27 protein-coding genes and 1 pseudogene are annotated in these 19376 nt (G+C 37.9%); 20 read left to right on the top strand and 8 right to left on the bottom strand.

Annotated features, from left to right (window positions below; translation table 11 throughout):
- Nucleotides 1-9: 9 nt before the first annotated feature.
- Entirely contained in the window at nucleotides 10-1194 is a 1185-nt protein-coding gene (locus tag H7992_RS13675; RefSeq protein WP_187044954.1) for a toxic anion resistance protein, read from the bottom strand.
- Nucleotides 1181-1843, bottom strand: a complete 663-nt coding sequence (locus H7992_RS13670) for a 5-bromo-4-chloroindolyl phosphate hydrolysis family protein (RefSeq protein WP_187044953.1) — start codon at nucleotides 1841-1843, stop codon at nucleotides 1181-1183. The genes H7992_RS13675 and H7992_RS13670 overlap by 14 nt, the downstream gene beginning before the upstream one ends.
- Nucleotides 1844-2044: 201 nt before the next feature.
- On the opposite strand from H7992_RS13670, the gene H7992_RS13665 reads away from it, so the two are divergent.
- A complete protein-coding gene (locus H7992_RS13665) occupies nucleotides 2045-2341 on the top strand; it encodes a DUF1033 family protein (protein WP_067209719.1) in 297 nt (98 codons plus the stop codon).
- A gap of 130 nt (nucleotides 2342-2471) precedes the next feature.
- On the opposite strand, the gene H7992_RS13660 is transcribed toward H7992_RS13665, so the two are convergent.
- From H7992_RS13660 to H7992_RS13650, 3 genes and pseudogenes are all read right to left on the bottom strand, one after another.
- Nucleotides 2472-3140: a hypothetical protein gene (locus H7992_RS13660; protein ID WP_187044952.1), complete on the bottom strand. Its 669-nt coding sequence runs from the start codon at nucleotides 3138-3140 to the stop codon at nucleotides 2472-2474.
- A 132-nt stretch (nucleotides 3141-3272) separates the two neighbouring features.
- A complete protein-coding gene (locus tag H7992_RS13655; RefSeq protein WP_187044951.1) occupies nucleotides 3273-4889 on the bottom strand; it encodes an ABC-F family ATP-binding cassette domain-containing protein in 1617 nt (538 codons plus the stop codon).
- A 96-nt stretch (nucleotides 4890-4985) separates the two neighbouring features.
- Nucleotides 4986-6159: pseudogene (locus tag H7992_RS13650) on the bottom strand (tyrosine-type recombinase/integrase).
- Between the two features lie 315 nt (nucleotides 6160-6474).
- Between H7992_RS13650 and H7992_RS13645 the strand changes: the two are divergent.
- Genes H7992_RS13645 through H7992_RS13620 form a run of 6 tightly spaced genes read left to right on the top strand, consistent with a single transcriptional unit; the run spans nucleotide 6475 to nucleotide 10121 of the window.
- Nucleotides 6475-7269, top strand: a complete 795-nt coding sequence (locus H7992_RS13645) for a hypothetical protein (RefSeq protein WP_187044950.1) — start codon at nucleotides 6475-6477, stop codon at nucleotides 7267-7269.
- Between the two features lie 38 nt (nucleotides 7270-7307).
- On the top strand, nucleotides 7308-8156 hold the full coding sequence (locus H7992_RS13640) for an ATP-binding protein (RefSeq protein ID WP_187044949.1): 849 nt from the start codon (nucleotides 7308-7310) through the stop codon (nucleotides 8154-8156).
- 14 nt (nucleotides 8157-8170) lie between these two features.
- The gene (locus H7992_RS13635; protein ID WP_187044948.1) at nucleotides 8171-8404 is read left to right on the top strand and encodes a hypothetical protein; all 234 of its coding nucleotides are present in this window, start codon (nucleotides 8171-8173) and stop codon (nucleotides 8402-8404) included.
- A complete protein-coding gene (locus H7992_RS13630) occupies nucleotides 8401-8706 on the top strand; it encodes an ORF6N domain-containing protein (RefSeq protein WP_255428442.1) in 306 nt (101 codons plus the stop codon). The genes H7992_RS13635 and H7992_RS13630 overlap by 4 nt, the downstream gene beginning before the upstream one ends.
- Nucleotides 8618-9196, top strand: coding sequence for an ORF6C domain-containing protein (locus H7992_RS24765; RefSeq protein ID WP_255428441.1), 579 nt, complete (start codon nucleotides 8618-8620; stop codon nucleotides 9194-9196). Before H7992_RS13630 ends, H7992_RS24765 begins: the two co-directional genes overlap by 89 nt.
- The gene (locus H7992_RS13620; RefSeq protein ID WP_187044947.1) at nucleotides 9189-10121 is read left to right on the top strand and encodes a hypothetical protein; all 933 of its coding nucleotides are present in this window, start codon (nucleotides 9189-9191) and stop codon (nucleotides 10119-10121) included. Before H7992_RS24765 ends, H7992_RS13620 begins: the two co-directional genes overlap by 8 nt.
- A gap of 354 nt (nucleotides 10122-10475) precedes the next feature.
- Here the strand turns inward: H7992_RS13620 and H7992_RS13615 are convergent, their stop codons facing one another.
- On the bottom strand, nucleotides 10476-10625 hold the full coding sequence (locus tag H7992_RS13615; RefSeq protein WP_187044946.1) for a YjcZ family sporulation protein: 150 nt from the start codon (nucleotides 10623-10625) through the stop codon (nucleotides 10476-10478).
- A 679-nt stretch (nucleotides 10626-11304) separates the two neighbouring features.
- On the opposite strand from H7992_RS13615, the gene H7992_RS25105 reads away from it, so the two are divergent.
- Nucleotides 11305-11592, top strand: coding sequence for a DUF6877 family protein (locus tag H7992_RS25105; RefSeq protein WP_370569880.1), 288 nt, complete (start codon nucleotides 11305-11307; stop codon nucleotides 11590-11592).
- Here H7992_RS25105 and H7992_RS13610 read toward each other — a convergent pair.
- Nucleotides 11533-12150 carry a DUF2238 domain-containing protein gene (locus H7992_RS13610; protein ID WP_187044945.1) on the bottom strand — a complete coding sequence of 206 codons (618 nt, stop codon included), beginning with the start codon at nucleotides 12148-12150 and terminating at the stop codon, nucleotides 11533-11535. The two genes, H7992_RS25105 and H7992_RS13610, sit on opposite strands and share 60 nt — an antisense overlap.
- A 541-nt stretch (nucleotides 12151-12691) precedes the next feature.
- Between H7992_RS13610 and H7992_RS13605 the strand changes: the two genes are divergently transcribed.
- The 9 genes from H7992_RS13605 to H7992_RS13565 all read left to right on the top strand — a co-directional run bounded on the left by H7992_RS13605 (nucleotide 12692) and on the right by H7992_RS13565 (nucleotide 16839).
- Nucleotides 12692-12955: a hypothetical protein gene (locus tag H7992_RS13605; protein WP_187044944.1), complete on the top strand. Its 264-nt coding sequence runs from the start codon at nucleotides 12692-12694 to the stop codon at nucleotides 12953-12955.
- The gene (locus tag H7992_RS13600) at nucleotides 12939-13262 is read left to right on the top strand and encodes a hypothetical protein (protein WP_187044943.1); all 324 of its coding nucleotides are present in this window, start codon (nucleotides 12939-12941) and stop codon (nucleotides 13260-13262) included. Before H7992_RS13605 ends, H7992_RS13600 begins: the two co-directional genes overlap by 17 nt.
- Nucleotides 13259-13489 carry a helix-turn-helix domain containing protein gene (locus H7992_RS13595; RefSeq protein ID WP_187044942.1) on the top strand — a complete coding sequence of 77 codons (231 nt, stop codon included), beginning with the start codon at nucleotides 13259-13261 and terminating at the stop codon, nucleotides 13487-13489. Before H7992_RS13600 ends, H7992_RS13595 begins: the two co-directional genes overlap by 4 nt.
- 56 nt (nucleotides 13490-13545) lie before the next feature.
- A complete protein-coding gene (locus H7992_RS13590; protein ID WP_370570000.1) occupies nucleotides 13546-13746 on the top strand; it encodes an XtrA/YqaO family protein in 201 nt (66 codons plus the stop codon).
- Nucleotides 13743-14837, top strand: a complete 1095-nt coding sequence (locus tag H7992_RS13585) for a GTP pyrophosphokinase (protein WP_187044940.1) — start codon at nucleotides 13743-13745, stop codon at nucleotides 14835-14837. Before H7992_RS13590 ends, H7992_RS13585 begins: the two co-directional genes overlap by 4 nt.
- A 145-nt stretch (nucleotides 14838-14982) precedes the next feature.
- Nucleotides 14983-15723 (top strand): hypothetical protein, encoded by a 741-nt coding sequence (locus H7992_RS13580; protein ID WP_187044939.1) that lies wholly within the window; start codon nucleotides 14983-14985, stop codon nucleotides 15721-15723.
- Nucleotides 15724-15866: 143 nt separating this feature from the next.
- Nucleotides 15867-16190: a hypothetical protein gene (locus tag H7992_RS13575; protein WP_067210066.1), complete on the top strand. Its 324-nt coding sequence runs from the start codon at nucleotides 15867-15869 to the stop codon at nucleotides 16188-16190.
- Between the two features lie 13 nt (nucleotides 16191-16203).
- Nucleotides 16204-16392, top strand: coding sequence for a hypothetical protein (locus H7992_RS13570; RefSeq protein WP_187048036.1), 189 nt, complete (start codon nucleotides 16204-16206; stop codon nucleotides 16390-16392).
- 18 nt (nucleotides 16393-16410) lie between these two features.
- Nucleotides 16411-16839, top strand: coding sequence for a helix-turn-helix transcriptional regulator (locus tag H7992_RS13565; protein WP_067210060.1), 429 nt, complete (start codon nucleotides 16411-16413; stop codon nucleotides 16837-16839).
- Nucleotides 16840-16941: 102 nt separating this feature from the next.
- Here the strand turns inward: H7992_RS13565 and H7992_RS13560 are convergent, their stop codons facing one another.
- Nucleotides 16942-17391 carry a helix-turn-helix domain-containing protein gene (locus tag H7992_RS13560; RefSeq protein WP_187044938.1) on the bottom strand — a complete coding sequence of 150 codons (450 nt, stop codon included), beginning with the start codon at nucleotides 17389-17391 and terminating at the stop codon, nucleotides 16942-16944.
- Between the two features lie 210 nt (nucleotides 17392-17601).
- Between H7992_RS13560 and H7992_RS13555 the strand changes: the two genes are divergently transcribed.
- The 3 genes from H7992_RS13555 (at nucleotide 17602) to H7992_RS13545 (ending at nucleotide 19338) form a co-directional block, all read left to right on the top strand.
- Nucleotides 17602-18279, top strand: coding sequence for a hypothetical protein (locus tag H7992_RS13555; RefSeq protein WP_187044937.1), 678 nt, complete (start codon nucleotides 17602-17604; stop codon nucleotides 18277-18279).
- A gap of 80 nt (nucleotides 18280-18359) precedes the next feature.
- Entirely contained in the window at nucleotides 18360-18824 is a 465-nt protein-coding gene (locus H7992_RS13550; RefSeq protein WP_187044936.1) for a hypothetical protein, read from the top strand.
- Between the two features lie 196 nt (nucleotides 18825-19020).
- A complete protein-coding gene (locus H7992_RS13545) occupies nucleotides 19021-19338 on the top strand; it encodes a hypothetical protein (RefSeq protein WP_187044935.1) in 318 nt (105 codons plus the stop codon).
- Nucleotides 19339-19376 lie beyond the last annotated feature (38 nt).

Raw genomic sequence — 19376 nt, 5'->3', positions numbered from 1 at the left:
AAACCGCCCTTAGAGAGGACGGTTTTGTGTTTTTTCATGAACAGCAAGAAGGCGCTGTTTCAGCTCATCTTCCATTCGTCCGATTTCTATTTCAGCAGCTTTACGTTTTGCACGACCATCTGCTTGGATAATAAGTGTCTCTTCAATAGTTTGAATCAAGTTTTCTTGCGTCTTTTTCAGCGTATCAATTTCGATGATGCCGCGTTCATTCTCTTTAGCTGTTTCAATTGAATTGATTTTCAGCATTTCCGAGTTTTTCAACAGCAAGTCATTTGTCGTTTTCGTAACAAGTTTTTGAGACTCTACAGCTTTCATTTGTCGGTTTAACGTTAAGGCAATTGCTATCTGATTTTTCCATAGGGGAATGGATGTCATGATGGATGACTGGATTTTTTCTGCAAGTGTTTGGTTTGTCTGTTGAATCATCCTGATTTGAGGTGCACTCTGAATGGTGATTTGTCGTGATAACTGCAAATCGTAAAGGCGTTTTTCCAACCTGTCAAGGAATTGTGCCATGTCATTCACTTCCTGGAATGCCATTTGATCATTCGATAGCTCAGCTTTTTTGCGCATTTCAGGGATGATTTCATTGGCGAGTTCATCCTGTTTTAATTCAGCTGCGGCTATGTAGATATTTAACGCTTGGAAATAGGTTTTATTTTGATCATACAAATTATCAAGCATTCTAACATCCTCTAAAAGGCCACGTTTCGAATGCTCAAGTTGAACACCAATCCTGTCGATTTGAGTACTAAGTTTCTGATATTTCGTCATCATTTCTTGAACAGATCGCGTTGCTTTATTAAACAATCTACTTAGACCCGACTTCTTCTTGTCTGATAAATCGTCAGGGTCTATTTCAGAAAGTTTACCCATCAAGTCTTTCAATACATCTCCAACAGGTCCAATATCTTTGCCTTGAACATGATCGAGCATTTGAGTGGAGAACCTTGAAAGCTCGCTTTGAGCATTTGCGCCGTACGTTATAATTGCTTCATAGTTGCCGACAGGAATTTGTTGTGCAAGGACTTTTGCCTTCTCCCTCTCTTCAGGAGTTAGACGGTCAATCAGTTTAACGCTTGTTTCAGCCTCTTTCTTTTCTGTTTGCATTTCCTTAGGGAGAAGGGGTTCTTGAAAATCAAAAGGACTATCAAGTAAATCATCAATTGTTTTTATAGGATTATTTTCGGTCATTATGTGGATCTCCTTTCATTTCAAGAAGCGGCTTTTTATTATTCATGGATACATCAACAAAGTCAATTTCCATTTGGAGCTGGTCGATATCAGACGCTAAAACGCTTCGTAGGTCTTGCTCCAATTGCTTGTTAACATCCCCAAGCGTTTCACGCGTATTTTGTAATGCGATGCGAAGTTCTTTATCTTTCAATGGTTGGTTGACAAGCAACGCATATTTCGAAGTCAATTCGACTGCGGAATCAAGATGGGCATAGAAAAACTTCTCTACGTCGTAAAACTTTTTAGGGTTTGATCGGACGAGGCCAAGAATCCTTCTAGATAGGCTATTCATTTCATGAAGTTGCCTAAATGCCTGGATCGACCTAACTTGTCCATAAAGACCATTCAGTCGTTTGATTTTCATTTTCGCACCAGTAATCTGACCTTTTATATGACTGTATTCAGAACGGGACATCCCGAGTTTTTTTAAGTTGGATGAAAGTTGAATCTGCTTCAGGGTAAACGTTCCGCCAAAGTAGATCGCTACCAAAAGGCCAGTAGCCGCAAAAATATTCATACCTGCACCCATAACAAAGAAGAGCCAGGATCCAAAACCGATTGGTGCTGTTATAAAATGTCTTATAAAAAATTGTTTAACTTCTTTCATGATATATTCATACCTCCTTTGACCCTATACTGTATACGTTTCAAAACGAATAAAGTTTCATGTCAGTAGTTCAATTATACCCGATAAATGCAATCTACACCTACCATTTGAATTCAAAAGGGAAGCAATTAATTGGACATCAGGAGGGAGTTTGTTAAAATGAAGGACATTCAACTAAGAGTTACATAGGAGGTTTAGGAAATGTATGAAGTGATTTATATGAAAGCAGATTATGAGCCATGGTGGATGTTTGAGGAGTGGGAAGAAACAATCCGTTCACGCCATTCATTTGATGATAGAGTACTTGCTGAGGTACACTTTAAAAAATTGACTAGTGAATTACGAGAAAAGCATAAACGTGAGGCTATGAAAAAAGACTGTTTTTTTGCCTTTTGGTCTGAAGACGAAATAAATTTCTGTGAAGGCTGTGATGAAGATCTCCAACTGTATCATGGTGTTATCTTAATGAAGGACGGGATGCCCAATGCTTTCTGCTAAAAAAACATTGGAAATAAATACGGATTCGCATCTTCCAAAAGGTAATCGTTAGTTTCGGTACCTTTTGGAAGATGTGAATTTATTCTGCGATGTAAAGAAGCGTCCTAACGAGGGACGCTTCTTTACATCGCTATTTGTCGACTGTCTTCAACGTGGAGGTAACAACGAATTCACCGTCATCCGTCTGCATTATAGATTCCCGTTTGACTTCACCAAACCCTTCAACGAAATACTTACGGTTGACGAAGTCATCCGTCTTCATTTCGATGACGAAAGCATGATCAAACTTCTTGTACGGTGTATCGACAGTTGTATCTATTTCAACAATCGTCCACGTATCAAATGTTGTTCCTTTTTTTATGGGTTTTTTAAGATAAACACCAGTTGGATCCATTGCATCCAGTTCTGCCAGGGTGGGGAAGTCTTTGACTAATTCGACAGTCTGTTCGTCTAAGATGCTTATTTTGTCAGGTTCGATTTTATAAATATGGCGAACCAGGGAGCCGCCATTATTCTCATGGACGACAACATAATTTTCAAATGGTCGTGCGACTTCAACATCAAGTTCTGCAAATTCATTTCCTTCACCTAGATAATGCGCCTTTGAACCATCCTGTAGAAAAAGATCAGTTAAAGAAATTTCACCATCGCTCTCACTTTCGCTTTCTTTAACGATACCTTCACCAATTGTGCCATTTGTTGACCCCGAATTATCAAGGGCTGTCGGTTGTTTTTTCGAACACCCTGAAAAGACAAGGACCGCTACTAACAGAAAAATGAAAAGATTTATTTTCCTCATGAAAACACTCCTTTCTATTGGTTATACCCATTTCGACGGATATCATACGCAAGTGTAGGAATTGCAATCGGAAATCCAACATCATTTAGCGATAAAAATAACCGTCTCCCAGTCAAGGGAAACGGCTTAAAATTATTTCTTTTTATTTTGTTTTTCTTGTTGTTCTTTCCACTCTAGATACTCATCATAGTTCATCAATTTATCGAAGATTGTACCATCATCATGGATTTCAATGATTCTGTTCGCAACCGTCTGGATGAATTGTTGGTCATGTGATGTGAAGATCATTGCACCTTTGAATGCAATCAGTCCGTTGTTAAGCGCTTGAATTGATTCAAGATCCAAGTGGTTCATCGGTTCATCCAGAAGAAGAACGTTCGAACTTGTCAGCATCATTTTTGAAAGCATACAGCGAACTTTTTCCCCACCGGATAAAACGGATGGTTTCTTGTTCACTTCATCACCTGAAAACAGCATACGGCCAAGGAATCCGCGTAGGAATGTCTCGGTTTGGTCGTCAGGTGAATATTGACGTAACCATTCAACAAGTGAACTTTCCGAACCTTGGAAGTATTTACTGTTATCGATAGGAAGGTATGCATGTGTTGTTGTAACTCCCCATTTGATAGCTCCTGAATCAGGCTCAGACTCTCCGGCAAGCAGTTGAAGGAGCGCTGTTTTTGCAAGAGGATCTCCAAGAAGAATGACTTTGTCTTCTTTGTCAATTGTAAATGAAGCATCTTTAAGCATTACTCTGCCATCCTGTGTTTTGTTAACTTCTTGGATACTTAGAACATCATTTCCAATTTCACGGCCCATTTGGAAGTTGACGAAAGGATAACGTCTTGAAGATGGTTTAATATCATCTAATTCGATTTTTTCCAACGTTTTCTTACGTGAAGTAGCTTGTTTAGATTTCGAAGCATTGGCACTAAAGCGGGCAACGAATGCTTGAAGCTCTTTAATTTTTTCTTCTTTTTTCTTGTTTTGGTCTTGTGACATTCTTAGTGCAAGTTGGCTTGACTCGTACCAGAAATCATAGTTACCCGGATAAATCTGGATTTTAGAAAAGTCGACATCCGCAATTTGCGTACAAACTTTGTTTAAGAAGTGACGGTCATGGGAAACAACAATAAGCGTGTTTTCGAAGTTCATAAGGAATTCTTCGAGCCATTGGATTGCTTTCAGATCAAGTGAGTTTGTAGGCTCATCCAGAAGAAGAACGTCAGGCTTACCAAACAAAGCTTGTGCAAGAAGCACTTTCACTTTATCAGAACCGTTTAGTTCAGACATCTTCAATTGGTGATATTCATCTGCGAGACCAAGTCCTTGTAAAAGGATTGCTGCTTCAGATTCAGCTTCCCAACCGTTCAAGTCGCCAAATTCACCTTCAAGTTCAGCTGCGCGCATGCCGTCCTCATCTGAGAATTCCTCTTTTGCATAGATGGCGTTTTTCTCCATCATAATGTCATATAAACGTTTGTGGCCCATAATGACTGTATCAAGTACGACACTTTCCTCGTATTCGAAATGGTTCTGTTTCAAAATAGCAAGACGTTCGTCTTTGTTCATAATTACATTTCCAGATTGTGGTTCTAGTTCACCTGACAAAATTTTAAGGAATGTCGATTTTCCCGCACCGTTTGCACCAATTAGACCATAACAATGGCCCGGATTAAACTGTATATTCACATCTTCAAATAGCTTGCGGTCGCCGAATTGAAGACTTACATTACTGACTGCTATCATTCAAAATCCTCCTAAATTCACAATGCTCCCATTATAGCACGTAATAAAACCAAGATGCAAGAAAGCTTGTGAGGTAGCGGTTTCTGAGTAGTCAATTTACTGATTAGCCCCAAAACCAGCCCCTCTTACTTCTAGACTCTGACTAAACAAGGTTACAGACTCCTGTTCAGATTCCTTTAGAACATGTCCGTATACATCATAAACCATTGCAGCAGTATTCCCTAATCGCTCAGCTATTACTTTCACGTTGCGCCCACGATTTAATAATATGGTACAGTGCGTGTGCCGTAAACCATGAACTGTTATTTTGGGTAGTGACTTTCTTGTTAGGATTCTATTTACAGAACGTGCAATACTTGAGAGAGGTGCTGCTCCGTGATCTGTGATAAAGACAAAGGTTTCGTCAACTATTTTCTCCCCATAAGCAAATAGTGTTTTTTTACACCACTTTTTATAGGACTCTAATTGATCTAAAACCATCTCATCAATGGAAATTGTCCGATAAGAATTTTTGGTTTTAGGAGTACGTACCCCTAAACCATCCCTCGTTCGTTCAATTGTGATTGTGTTGTTTTCAAAATCGATGTTCTTCCATTGGAGTCCCAATGCCTCACCTTTTCGTATGCCTGTGTAGGCGACAGTCAATAGGAAGCTGTAATTTGTAATGGATTCTTGTTTTTTTGCTTCAACCAAGAACGCCACCAATTGACTAGGCGAGTAGTAATTATTATTTACTTCCAATTCATCTGTAACAATAGCAACTTTCGTGAAGCGGTTACGAATAAGTATTTCACTCTCTACGGCAGCATTAATTGCGATTTTAAAAATATTATGCCATTGACGAATGGAACTGTCTTTGTATTTTACTTCTAGTTTATTTATGAATTCTCGTTCATAGGTTAATTTATCAAGTTTCTGTAACTTATATTTACCTAACATGGGTTTCAAATGGAGTCGAATGGCAACTTCTCTGTGGACACTCGTTGTTTGCTTCCACTTTTTTTGATTCATGTCGAACCAAATATCTAACCATTCTCCGACGGTCATTTGATCGTATTCTACTTGTGTTGATTCGCCACGTAATGTAGCAGACTTAACTTCCAAAAAGCGCTTGAAGAGCCGACTTTTCGTTTGTAAATGAACTCTTCTTTTTCTCTCTTCGTTTTCCTGACTTGTCATTATATTTATGACGGTACATCCATAGTTTTTCGCCTTTTGTATTGAGATAATAATATAGCTCAGGATCTTTATTTGATTTGTGTAGCTTCATACCAAACCGTTCCTTCCATCGCTTGGCGGCATAATGTATAGGAATAGGTAGGGGAGCTGAGTTACTTTAATCACCACCTCCTTAAAGGGGAATGAATGTTCTTTTTATAGTTAAATTTTTTTACCATTTAGACTTTCGATTAACTCTACAGGGATACCATAACTAGTTGTAGCTTCATAGACAGTTATCGTACTCGCTGTTCCTCGGTTAAATTGAAGCAAAATTAACGAATACAACTATGCTGGCAGTAAGTATTTAACAAAGCTAAAGCGGGTGAGGTGGATGAGTGAGCGGATACCAGGTGGCTATATTCTAATGTCACGGAAATTGATAGAAAGTGAGATATGGGAAAATCCACCAATCCATTTGAAAGTATGGATGTACTTACTGTTGAAGGCGCAGTTCAAGCCTTACAAAAATCTTGAACGGGGACAGTTGGTCGTATCTATTCCAGAGATTATAGAAGCGTGCAGTTACAAGGTCGGATATCGAACAGAAAAGCCCACGAAATCCCAAATTTTTAACATTTTGGAGTGGTTACGAAATTCTAATGAAGCTTCGGATGAGGGATACACGAATGAAACGATGATAGAAACGATGAAGACAACACGGGGTATGGTCGTTAACGTCAGTAACTACAACGTTTATCAAGACCCTAAAAGTTACGAACAGAACGACGAGTGGAGCGTTGAAGAGTCTACGAATAATACGATGCCAAAACGACAGGCTGCCACTATAAATAAGAATGTAAAGAAAGAACTAAGAACTAAAGAAGTAATAAAAGATAATGTCGCTATCGCTCCTGTTGTTTCTGATGAGCTATTTGAGGAATGGTGGAATCATTACGCCCATAAAGTCGGTGACAAGAAAAAGTGCCGAACGAAATATAAGAGTTTGTTGAAAAAGAATAAGCACGAAGAAATCATGATTGGGACTAAAAGATACAAGGATCACCTGGAATCGTTAAAAGCCCGCGGTGAGTTTGCTCCTAATCCAAAGCATCCGTACACATTCTTAAACGGTGAAAACTTTAAAGACGAATACGAAGCGTCTCAGAGTGGTGGATATGATGCACCTAAGACAAATCATCCGGATGGATTTGATTGGTGATCTTCTGAGGGACAAGCAGCAGAAAGGTGGCGGGGAAAATGAAATCGATAGCGGATGTAATAAGTAATCTCAACAATAAACGGATGGGCTCAACTTCTGAAATTTGCTACGAACACAAAGTACAGGCAAACGGAAAAGAGTACGTGAAAGAAATTAAAAAAATCACGTTCGATGGCGAAGTCTTCTGCCCGCTGTGCGAGAGGGAACGAACCACTCAGGAATTAAGTGACGAAGAAGACTTGAAAATTAAACGTGCAATGGGGCGGCGCAACTACAACGTCTTTCACAATCAAAGCATTTTAACTGATATCGATTTACTCGAAGCATCTTTTACTAGTTACAAGGCTACCGAACCTGAAGAGATTGCTAATAAGAAAAAAGCATCTGACGTTTATGCGAAATACAGGGAAGGAGAAATATTCAACGCATGGTTTACTGGCCTACCCGGTGTCGGTAAAAGTCATCTGGCCATGTCGATACTTCGAAACCTAAATGAAAAAGGTGAACAGGACAAGAGTTGTCTATTTGTAAGTGTGGACGAAATGCTTCTACGAATACGTGATAGCTTCGGAAATAAGGAGAGTCGTTACACCGAACATTATTTTGTGGACTTGTTAACTAGTGTAGATTTTCTGGTGCTAGACGATTTGGGTGCAGAGACTGGTGCGACAGGAACTAAGAAGCAAGCAACAGACTTCACACTGAGGGTGCTCTACGCAATCGCTAATGGACGGCAGAGTAAATCCACTATCGTAACTACTAATCTATCTAAGAATGACTTAATGAGCATGTATGACTCTAGGTTGGTGTCTAGGTTGATGAAGAATCAAGTTCGAATTAGTTTTGAAAATACCGTGGATAAGCGATTGGGAGATATGGAGCTTTAAGAGGAGGGAAATTGATGATGGAAGTTCTCGAAATTGAAAATACTATGGCTTCAGAAATTAGCATGTTTACTGAATTTAAAAATAAATTTGGCATTTGCGTCTCTGAATATGAATCATTTAATAGCTACGTAGCAGCGTTGTTTGGCTGCGTTAGTACAAAGAAGCTAAAGCTTTGCTATCAGTTGCCTGGCGATGAGCTCAGGGGTTTGATTGAAGCAGAACTTAAAAAACGGGAGGTATATGTATGAGTAACTTAACTGTCAAAGGTACGACGGAAGTTTGTGGCATAACTGTTCCCAACATCGCAGGCGGTTTCGGTGAAGGTAAGAAATCGATGCTCGCAAAATATATTGCAGATATTCACGGGAAAGAAAATCGTCAAGTCAATGAAGCCATAAATAATAACAGAAAACGATTTAAAACAAATCGACCAGACCGATTTGTTTTTAGAGAGTGGTGTTTTGACAAAGGCTCAAATCGGAAATTCGAAAAACATCTATCTACTTTCCGAACGCGGTTATGCGAAACTACTAAAAGTTTTCGAGGATGATCTCGCTTGGGACAAATACGATGAACTTCTGGACGGTTATTTTCAAATGCGTGATGAACAGCTTGAAGCAGAGCCTAAAACACAGTCTGAAATAATTGCGGCACTTGCGCAGCATAACGTGGTGCAGGAAAAACAATACAAAGTTCTTGATGGACGCGTAGGCTCGCTGGAGGACACCATGCGGATTGATGGCTCACAGGAACAACGAATCAACAGGAAGGGCAAAAGAAAAGTTATGGAAAGTTTAGGCGGTGGAAAAACGAAAGCTTATCAAGAAATCAGTAGAAGGGTTTTCTCGCTTTTCTGGGGTGAATTCAATAAATACTTTGAGATTCCTAGAGACGGTGAATTACCTAGAATTCGATTTGACGAAGCCCTTCACTTTATCGAGGAGTGGTCACCGAATACGGGCATGCGCCTCGAAATCAAAACGTTAAATGGGCAACAGCATATGAAGCTACCAGAACAGGACGGTGGCAACAATGACTGAGTTGAGAGTGATCAATGGGATTAAGAAGGATAAACCGAATTACCGTAGGATTTACTCGAAGGCATTTGCCAACACGCTTAAGAGTGCACTAAAAGAGACAGAAGAAATAAAGGGATTTCAATTCTCTAACTTGAGCTTAGATATTCGGGAAAAAATTGTTTTGTATGGCGTGAAGAATATTAACGCAACTAACCTTGATACTCTTGATAACGAATTATTGGTAGGTACATTCAATACAATTTCAATGCTTAATTCAATGATGGGTACATTTACGCCGCGGGAGTTTCTAACGGTCTTCCCGATAACCAAGGAGTACGATGGGCAAAGATACGGAGTGAAGGATTATTTCTACACTAAAAAAGCTATTGAAGAGTTTGGGATGGACAAAGTCATCGGCGAAGAAATGAAGCGATTTCATTGGGATTATACTAATCGGGAACTAACGAATTTTGCAACTCGAACAATGGTTATTATGAGCACTATTAGTCGTTCTGAAAGTGACAAAGGGGTCGTGGAGGAGTTCTTTGGAAAACAGGTCAGTATCACTCAAGCAATGACTGAGGACCACAAAGGTAAACAATTCGCAACGAACAATGACACTAGCGAAGTTCAAGAAGTAACGTCATTTAGAGAAGCTGTTCATAATTGTATGATAGAAGTTTTTAATGATGAGTGCAAAGGAGTGCTAGACGATTCAATGAAAGGAGAGTTAGCAAATAGTGAATTTGGTGAGAATGCATCAGCAGTTTTTGGAGCATTCTTAACTGAGCTATACACAGAAAATCGTGAGAAGTTTATAGAACTTGCTAAACCAATTTATGAAGAGTATTGCAGGATGAAAAGTGAAGATGATGCTTACTGGAAAAGAGAGCAATTAAAAAACGCTAACTTAAGCCTAATAGTAAATAAAAAACTCACTTTCTAAGCAGTAACTTAGAGAGTGAGCGAACCAAAGGTGGTGTACCGATAGTATATGTCACCACTATATCCTAAATGACTGGATTTTAGTAGTGGGTGCTGTTTCCAGAGAAAAGTAGTACCCCGTACCAAATAGTACGTCAGTTATGTTAACCTCTGGACCTGTTACCTCAAAAAAGCAAGGGGGTGCTATTTGCAAACAAGGAAGGTCAAATTTAACTCACCCTACAAAAAAAGCCGCACTAGAATTGTTGCACCTTATCAAACATTGTGCGTGGCCGTAGTAAATACAAATGGTGAAGTAAGAAAGAGGTACTAGACTGTTTCAGTTGAACTGTAAACTTTGGTGATTTTCCAAAAGTCAGCAACAGTCTTCGTGTCTACCAGTGTTTATGAAACACGATCCAATAATAATTAAAAGAATAAACAGAACAATAAGTAAAGCGAATCCTGAACCGAATCCTGACCGATTTTCAGGTCCGCAACCGCAGCCGTAACCTGCATAACCCATAATGTACACCTCCTAAAAACGAATTAATTCATTCTATGTCGGTAATTATTGATTATCTGGTTCATCTGTTTAGTATTTAAAAATTTTCTTTATTCGCTGTAGGTACGATGAGCGTGTGAGAGAGAGTACGTGTGTACCTACAGCTCTTAAATAGTATATTCAAATATATAAAAAGCGCTGGGCATTCAACTTAGAAAGGGATGAAAAATAGTAGGACCAAATCCAATGGATTGAAAGAAGAAATAAAGGATGAGCGAAAGTTACTTGCAATCTTGCTGGAGAAGCGGTGAGAATAAAAAATTTGTTGGAAGTTGGATGAGTCAGATGAAAAAACAGGGGTGGAAGGTGGTGGAGAGTTGATAGCGGGGATGAGTTATCGGCTTGGGAGATTGAGTAACTGAGTTGCTGATGCGTTATGGGGAGTGGCGTGGTGAGGTGAGGTGGGAAACGCGGGCTAATGAGGAGTATTTTTTTTAGTGTATATTCACTTAACCTCTAGTTCAACCAATCTATTTAAGCATTGGTTAGAACATTTGCCGAATGATCAATTAAAGGATCCTCTCGAGGATTAATAAGAGGAGCTCGATTAATAATACTTTTATTTCATGTTGCATTTAAATCACCTCCTCATAAAGGCATGTTTTTATTATGATTCAATATTTTTGAAATATACCAAGGAGTGGACGAAGTGACTGCATATCAAGAAATAATCAAGCTGTTACCACAGTTACCATTCGAGGTGCTGAAAGATATTGAAAGGCGCACTGGAGATTGGATGTGGAGCCGCGGTAATGAGGATGATCCGTATATTCGCCAGCAGTTACGGTATGGCAAAAGATTTGTGGAGGAGTACGGAAAAAGACCACTGATTAGAACTCAATCAGCGGTCCACCTCGCAATTTTGACCTTATCGTTTAATTTCATTTGCAAATGTTTTTTGTTCAAAAGGAAGCCTAAAGGACCTTAATGATTCTGACGATAGATAATGAATTAAGGCAATGATTCCTCCTGTAACGTCTGAAATTAAATCTAAATCTGTATCTAATAAACTGGGTTGATTCTTAACAACTGGTTTAAACAGTTCATCCTGCAAAAACTCAAATATTTCATAAAAAGTACCTAAAGTTGTTGAAAGAATGATAAATAAAATAATTATTAGTTTTCTTTGAATAAATTTCATTTGCACAAATTGTTGAATTATAAAAAATGACCAAAGCGTGAGGGAATATGTACCAAAGATATGTTGAACTCGATCAAATAAAGATGATGAAACATACAAATTTATCAATTCCCCAAGTACATCATTAGAAATTATTGAAAGGGTAACAGCAATACGAATATAAAGAGGTATGCTCCACTTTAGTTTAAATTCTAAAATAATATAGACTAACCAAAAAATAAGATTACCAATACTCATTCTCATATAGTCATAATTATTTGTGATTATGAGTCCGATGATACAAGCTGTTTGAATCAATATGAATGTAAGATCAATTATTGATTTTTTCGTAAAGTGTTGTTTCAAATGAAGCACTCCTTTCTTAGTATAGCTAAGTTCTTATTTAAGAGAAATTATCGGTATTGTTTGGAATTAGATTAGATCCGGAGTTATTCAAAAAAAGACCACTGAAATTAATCAGCAGTCTATAGCACGGTCATCTGGTGACATAGCATCAGTATTGGCGGTTAAAGAAATCATTAAACGTGGAAGTATTTGGAGCTAGACATAAAAATGAACAGAACAGAACAGAACAGAACAGAACAGAACAGAACAGAACAGTTAGAGATTTGGTGGTGCAACTATAAAGTTTTAACGCAAATTACGAACAAACATTATTTACCAAAAAAATCAGGATTTAATTTTTGATAATTTACTTGTCAAGTCGTCAATTTGCTTTTGCATCTTCTGGAATTTCTGATCTTGTTCTTTTTGATCTTGTCTTAGTCATATAAAAAGAGCTTCATTGTAATTTAATGCATTAAATTACCTTTGGCGCGGATATAAAACGAAAGTGTATTAATCAGCAGTTGCGGTATGCCAAACGATTTGTGAAGGAGTGATAACCGTGGCGCGGCAACTTACTATTTTTGATGCGGAGCCAAAGAAAGTAGCATTCACTGTTGGTGATACCGTGGAAGTCGTTGTCAATGTGGAGGAGAAAGATGTTGAGGATTATTACTATCTCAAATTGTATGAGGGGTCGAAGGGGAGGATTGTGAAGTTTTTACCTCTACGGCAGTATGAGGTTTTGTTTGCGAAGTCTAATCAGATTAGGATATTTCGGCATGGTGAATTGAGGAGGAGTGAGTGGGATGAACGAGACGAATGAGGAACGACTCGAAAACATGAGTCCTATAGGAGTAGATGGAAACGGAAATGTATTGATTAAAGGTGAAGATTGGCATTGGTTGCAGGATCAAGCTGGACGGGTGCAATGGCTAGAACTTAATATCAGAAGAACTAATATCGAGTTTCAGAAATTCAGAAAGAGTTCACAAGAAGAAAATAAACGATTGCGCGATGGATTGGAGGACTTAAGATGTTCAATTCATGCAGAACTTAGCCCTCTATTGAGTACGGCAACACAAAGCTATGTCACTGAAAAAATCGCCAAAGCATTGGAGGCATCGAAATGATCCACGCGAAAGAACAAAAGCGTGTGCTACTTGATGACGTTGATATTGATTGGGTATTTACTGAGCGAGAAACGGATGTATTCAGAGCAATGTGGGAGTCGGATATGAGCATGGATAGCATTGCTGAAGAGTTAGGGCGTAAGCCTTTGGAAATCGGCTTGCTGATAATTGAGCAGGCTGAACTTGGGGAAATCAAAGTACGGCAGCAGGGGATATTTGGGCAATAAAAGAAGACAGGATTCCTCCCGTCTCAGACAACTTAATACTAACACAAGGAGGGGTCCTGGTGAATAAAGACATTACATTTAATGCGGATGCATTATTGTTGGGAATTGGTATAATGGAACTACCAATGAACTGTGTGGTGGTTATTTCGGAGGGGATAGCGAAAGTGAGGGAACTTCCGGAGCACGGGGAGTATAGGATTGTGACGCATCAAGGGAAGATTAAGCGGATGCGGAGGGAAGAAGGGGAAGAGTTTTGAGTAATGAAAAGATAATGGATGAATATGAGCACCACCAGGTTCTTTTGGAAGAATTAAGGCCTCGAGTTAAAACGTTGATTGAAATATTAAGTAAAGAAAATAGTATTGAGGTACATGATGTGCAAGCAAGAGTAAAGGAAAAAAACAGTCTGAAAAAGAAAATTGAAAAGAAACAAGGTAAATATCATGACTTGAAAGATATAACAGACATAGTCGGAATTAGGGTTATTACTTATTTTAATGACGATGTTGATAAGATGGCCCAAGTAATTGAAAGTAAATTCAAAGTTGATCGCGAACACTCTGTCGATAAGAGGGTAATGGATCCTGATAGATTTGGATATTCTTCATTACACTATGTTGTTGAATTCAACACTGAAAGGCTTAAGCTAATTGAATATAAAGATTTTCGTGGAATAAAATTTGAAATTCAAATCAGATCGATTTTGCAACATGCATGGGCAGAGATTGAACATGATTTAGGCTATAAATCTAAAATTGAAGTTCCGAAAGAAATTAGTAGAGACTTTTCGAGAATCGCAGGATTGCTCGAGATTGCTGATAATGAATTTATAAGAATAAAAAAGTATCTAAAAAACTACACACAAAAAATTGAAAGCAAGATTGAGAAAAATTTACTAGAAATCCCAATCGACAAAGTCACGTTAAACGAATATATTGAAAAGTCGACAACTATAAAAAATATTATCAAGGAGATTGGTGATAATATTGGAGAAAACGAAATTGTTGTTGTAGGCGAAGAGGCTGTATTTAATCTTCAACCTCTTGTTTTTTTCGGGATTAATACCATCTCGCAGTTAGATGAATTATTAAACGGGAAAAAAGAAGAAATAATTAAACTGTATTTGAAATGGAATCAGGACCAAATTCAGAACCAGAACCAAGAAGATATGCAAAAGTTAGTTCAGTTGGACGATCCATTATTCTATCTTTATTATGTATTATTATTTGAAGACTATTCATTCGAGAAACTGGAAGGTTATGTTAAGACATCTATAATAAGTAACAAATTCACAGGTGAAATACACACCAAATTTCAAAAGTTATTAGAAGAAAAATTCACTTTGTGATAGTCCCCCTGGCCAACCAGAGGACAACGATTGATTACGGCAGTGCGTGGTGTCAGTTGTTGTTCTCAGGAACATCGGTAGTATAAGATTGTGACGCATCAAAGCAAGGTTATTCGGATGCGGTGTGAGAAATGGGGGAGGAATTTTGAACTTTTTGAAGAATAAAAATTTATGGAAATATGTCGGGAAATATGCGCTTGTGTTATTTGTTTGCTTCGGACTTATGATGTTAGGTGCTTTTTTTAAAGAAATATCAGATGTCATCATCGCTACTACATCTAGTTTAATAATTTTAGTTATTGCATTTGATCTATTTATTTTATTCTTGTTTTATGAAAAAAACTTAGAACGTAAAGAAGTAGCTAAAAATAGCGAAGATATTGATGAGATTCTATACTTTTGGTCTGGTAAATCTGGAGTAACAGGGAAATTTATTTATGATTTATTTTCAAAAACTGCACCGGAAAAATCAATGGCAAACCTAATTACATTAAAAAATAAAGTTAAGATAGCTTGCTCAGGTGATGATATTAATCTGTATTTGTTTAAAAGTTATATCGAATTAGAATTAAAGAATAGCAAAAGGAATAAGTTTTGGTCTGCAATATTAGTTGCTATTATTGGAGTTATCACAACATTTATTACTAAGGGAGCTTTAGATATCTCGACCTTATCATTCTTACACAATTTTATAAATGATTCTACGGGTGTATTAAATAATTCATCCGTGATTACGTATATTAAGTATTTCACTTTTGGATTATTAACATTTATGACTTTTCTGGTTCTCGGACAAGTGATTACTAAAACAAAAAACAGATTAAGGTTGATTTCTATCGTTGTGGATAGTTGTATAATGGAATTAGAAAAAAATAAGGAAAATTAGTTTCGTAATGGCCGAAGAAAAAAATGAATATTTTTTTAAATAGTCCCCCTGGCCAACCAGAGGACAATGATTGATTACAGCATTGCGCTGTGTCATTTGTTGTCCTCTTTTTTGATTTCAAAAAATAGAAGGAGGAAAAGACGATGGTAATCAATCAAGAGCGGTTGGATGAGATAAAGGCAGAACTTGCAGAACGCCACCAGATGCCAATAGAGGAAGTTTCAAGAATGATTGACGGTGTGATAGTCGGGGTTACGGGGATGTCAGAATGGCTTAAACCATTTGTAGAAGGGCTATCTCAACTAGGGAACTCGATGAAAGAAATCATTCTAGAAAACCACGAGAAAGCATTATGGAATACAGAAAATGAAGCGATGCATGGTTGGGATCTAGATTGGGATACAAGTAAACGCAGTCAAGTCTTGTCGAATAAACCGAAATTCATGGTCCGCAAAATTATTCGTTGAGGGAGTGAGGAAAATGAAATCGTTGCAAACAGAACTGGTTGAAAGAGGGCTCTCTGATACTCGTACAGGCGAAGTAGAGCAAAAGAATACTAGGATAAGGGGCAAGTCGTCAGAACAGCTGTCTGATAGAGAATGGGCTGAATTGATGGGGAGTAATCGACAGACCTATAAACGGGTGAACGGGGCAATTCGTAAACGATAAATAGGGGGCGGGCAGCTTATGACGGAAAAACAGATTGAACAACTTTTGAAAGATTATCATTGGATGATCAACTCGGTAAAAATCATGCGCGAAGGATTGAATGAAGTTGGTGGTAACTTTACGGCTCAGTATGGATTAGAAGCAGCTATGCCGAAAGCGGCTGGGGGTCATAGTGATCCTATTTATCAAGAGTTTTCAAGAAGGGAAAAGCGGTGGAAGAAGATTAGTGATTATGAGAAGAAAATAAAAATGGTGCAGGATAAAATTCATTTGATTACGGTTGATAGGGAAATTGAGGTATTGCATTGGTTGCTCGAAGGAATGAGCATGCGGTGGATAGGGCGTCACATGGGGCTATCACACACGAATATCCAAAGAATCCAAGAGACTGTTATCCGCAAGATGGTAAATGTTCCAGAAGTGCCAAATGTGCCAGATGTTCCATAATTCTTCAAAAATAAATTTGATGATACCATGGAAGGCAGGTCGGGGAGTTGGGTGGTTTGTGGTTTGAACTACGCCGACATCCCCATTACATACGAGTGATATTTAATGACGATTCAAGTATTTTTCGAGAGCGTCATTAATGATTTGTAAATATTTCGGTCCGATTCCACGAGCTTTAGATAAATCGGCTTTTGCGAGATCTCCAACAGTCTCGAAATTCATGCTCCATTGCTTTCTTAACCTGTTATAAACTGCATATGGCAAGTCTAGCATTTCAATGTTGGCATCTAGCGGATCTTCTACATTTTCAGCGGATGGTTCAATTACCGGCTCGACAATAGTGTCGTCTTCATACTTCAATAGCATCCCGACATCTGTGATTTCTAGTGCAGTCATGATTTTCTGAAGGTGGATAAGTGATAAGCGTTTATTTTTATTTTTATTAAGATTAGAGATAGATTCGTAACGGATACCTGTTAAATTCGAAAGTTTTAGTTGAGTCATATTTCGTTCTTTAAGGATTTCGTTTAACACAATTTTAACCTCAGCCAATGTAATCAACTCCAAGTAAATGATGATTTAAGTTTACCTGATATCCGGTTATCCGTATAGGTGGAGAATAAGATGGGGGCGTGTGCGGAATGACCCCTCTTATCAGCCCCGATACATACGAGGTTTTTTCTGCGGTAGTAAATAGAGATTTACAATTGCAGGATTTTATCTTCTTTTGTCGAATTTAGTTATGATGAAGGAAGTGTATTAGTGGGAAAACATGAGAATGATGTAGTGAAGAAGTGGGGAGAGAGAGATTGGATTTGGCTGACTGTGTTTTTAGTCCTTGCTATAATTTTATTAATCGCTTCTATTTTCGCTAAGGATAAAGGTGTACAAGTAAACTTCTCTATTGTATCCAGTGCGGTTTCTATAGCTTTAGCCTTGGTTGCAATAACTATTGCTCAGAAGCAGGAATCTGAAAATAGAAGAGTGAATGAATTGACCTCTAGATTATTAAGTGGAATTGATCTTAAACTATTACACGTTGATGAGAAAGTAAAAAATATTGATGCGAAATTCATTAGTGGTATTACAACCCAAGCTATTGAAGAATTAAATAGCGAGGAAGTCGGAAAAGAATCTTACTCTAAAGATGAGGTTAAGATTATGTTGGAAGGATTTAGTGAAGAGATTACGATGAAAATAAACAATGACTTATATAATAAGAACAAGATGAATAATTATCAATATACCGGCAATGGTTTATTTGGTAAACTAATCCGCGATAGAGTTAAAGAAATAATTTCAATTTTTCCTGATGCTGATATTCATGAAATACGGAATAAATATGTAGAAGAGTACGGAGATGCAATCCCTATAAATTTTATTTTAAAAGCTAGGAATGAAATAAAAAAGAATGGTATACAACAGGAACTGGATATCTAGGTAATCACTATGGATTAAATTCTCATTTTGAAGGATTTTCTCATTCTTTGGCGAATGATGTCAGTGAGGGGGTGAAGTTGATGGGAGAAGGGATTTTCAAATTGCGGACTATGGTAGAAATGATTCGCAACTCGTTCCATGGAGCGAGTTCTGCACAAAGCATTTTAGTTGACTCAAAAGAATTCGACAAAGATGAAAATAAGTATGCGGTAGCAGTCGGATTGATGAACAACTCTGCGACACACATTGCTTCCGCACAAAATTTTCATCATAATAATGAGATTCTACATGGATTTCAAGAGCTTGATAATTACTTTTCTGCATTTTTCAATTTTCAATTTGAATTTATGGAAGCTGTAGTAGTGAAAGAACAGAATCTTTCTTGGTTTCAATCGAGGTACGAGAGTTTTCTTGAGGCGAAGAAAGAGATTGAAAACCTGATTGAAAGAGAGAATGAGAACCACGGTATAATACAAGAACAGAGAGAAAAGAATGCAGAAAAACTTAGGCAGAACGCAGGTGGTTTATTTACTCCGGGGAAATAATGGTAATTCTACAGCATCCTTCGGGGTGCTTTTTTCATGCCTAAAAATAAAGGAGGCGGACGGTGATGTGATGTGCCTAATTGGGAAGAGATACAGAAGGAATGGGAAACAACAAAAATAACACTTGCTGCATTAGTTTTTCAATTAGAGGGTTTACCTCTTTTTTGGAGAATAATGTCAGTGGGGAGGTTGGAAAATGAGAGAAATCAAACAATTACCAAAGAAATCTACTTTAGCGCTAATACAGGAAGCGAAAGATGCTTATGCGCATTTTAATGACGAGGCGCAGAATGCATTCATTGAACAACTTGCGCTCAAAGAGAAAAAAAGACTTTTGGAAATAGCAAAAACAAAAACTGATTTAACAGGAGCTCAAGGTGTTATTCTGAGGATGATTACCGAATTACATGAAAAAATAGTCGAAGGAGACAAGCACCGGCGTTATTGTGAGAGTAGCAGAAAAAATTATTCTGAAATCATACGCGCTCTAGAAGCGGCTATTAAAGAGTTTTAATAAAATGCAGCTGATTAGTAATTTCGCGAAAGGGAAGG

This window comes from Sporosarcina sp. resist (genome assembly GCF_014302295.1).
Taxonomy (GTDB): domain Bacteria; phylum Bacillota; class Bacilli; order Bacillales_A; family Planococcaceae; genus Sporosarcina; species Sporosarcina psychrophila.
Note: the sequence above shows the minus strand (reverse complement) of the source record. Positions and strands in the feature narration are given on the sequence as shown.

Excerpts from the sequence above, each read along its gene's own strand:
- H7992_RS13630 (WP_255428442.1), top strand. The coding sequence starts at position 8,401 with ATGAGTAACTTAACTGTCAAAGGTACGACGGAAGTTTGTGGCATAACT.
- H7992_RS13570 (WP_187048036.1), top strand. The coding sequence starts at position 16,204 with ATGAAATCGTTGCAAACAGAACTGGTTGAAAGAGGGCTCTCTGATACT.
- H7992_RS13635 (WP_187044948.1), top strand. The coding sequence starts at position 8,171 with ATGATGGAAGTTCTCGAAATTGAAAATACTATGGCTTCAGAAATTAGC.
- H7992_RS13620 (WP_187044947.1), top strand. The coding sequence starts at position 9,189 with ATGACTGAGTTGAGAGTGATCAATGGGATTAAGAAGGATAAACCGAAT.
- H7992_RS13565 (WP_067210060.1), top strand. The coding sequence starts at position 16,411 with ATGACGGAAAAACAGATTGAACAACTTTTGAAAGATTATCATTGGATG.
- H7992_RS13550 (WP_187044936.1), top strand. The coding sequence starts at position 18,360 with ATGGGAGAAGGGATTTTCAAATTGCGGACTATGGTAGAAATGATTCGC.
- H7992_RS13655 (WP_187044951.1), bottom strand. The coding sequence starts at position 4,889 with ATGATAGCAGTCAGTAATGTAAGTCTTCAATTCGGCGACCGCAAGCTA.
- H7992_RS13600 (WP_187044943.1), top strand. The coding sequence starts at position 12,939 with ATGAACGAGACGAATGAGGAACGACTCGAAAACATGAGTCCTATAGGA.
- H7992_RS13660 (WP_187044952.1), bottom strand. The coding sequence starts at position 3,140 with ATGAGGAAAATAAATCTTTTCATTTTTCTGTTAGTAGCGGTCCTTGTC.
- H7992_RS13615 (WP_187044946.1), bottom strand. The coding sequence starts at position 10,625 with ATGGGTTATGCAGGTTACGGCTGCGGTTGCGGACCTGAAAATCGGTCA.
- H7992_RS13595 (WP_187044942.1), top strand. The coding sequence starts at position 13,259 with ATGATCCACGCGAAAGAACAAAAGCGTGTGCTACTTGATGACGTTGAT.
- H7992_RS13675 (WP_187044954.1), bottom strand. The coding sequence starts at position 1,194 with ATGACCGAAAATAATCCTATAAAAACAATTGATGATTTACTTGATAGT.
- H7992_RS13545 (WP_187044935.1), top strand. The coding sequence starts at position 19,021 with ATGAGAGAAATCAAACAATTACCAAAGAAATCTACTTTAGCGCTAATA.
- H7992_RS13665 (WP_067209719.1), top strand. The coding sequence starts at position 2,045 with ATGTATGAAGTGATTTATATGAAAGCAGATTATGAGCCATGGTGGATG.
- H7992_RS13640 (WP_187044949.1), top strand. The coding sequence starts at position 7,308 with ATGAAATCGATAGCGGATGTAATAAGTAATCTCAACAATAAACGGATG.
- H7992_RS13670 (WP_187044953.1), bottom strand. The coding sequence starts at position 1,843 with ATGAAAGAAGTTAAACAATTTTTTATAAGACATTTTATAACAGCACCA.
- H7992_RS13575 (WP_067210066.1), top strand. The coding sequence starts at position 15,867 with ATGGTAATCAATCAAGAGCGGTTGGATGAGATAAAGGCAGAACTTGCA.
- H7992_RS13645 (WP_187044950.1), top strand. The coding sequence starts at position 6,475 with ATGTCACGGAAATTGATAGAAAGTGAGATATGGGAAAATCCACCAATC.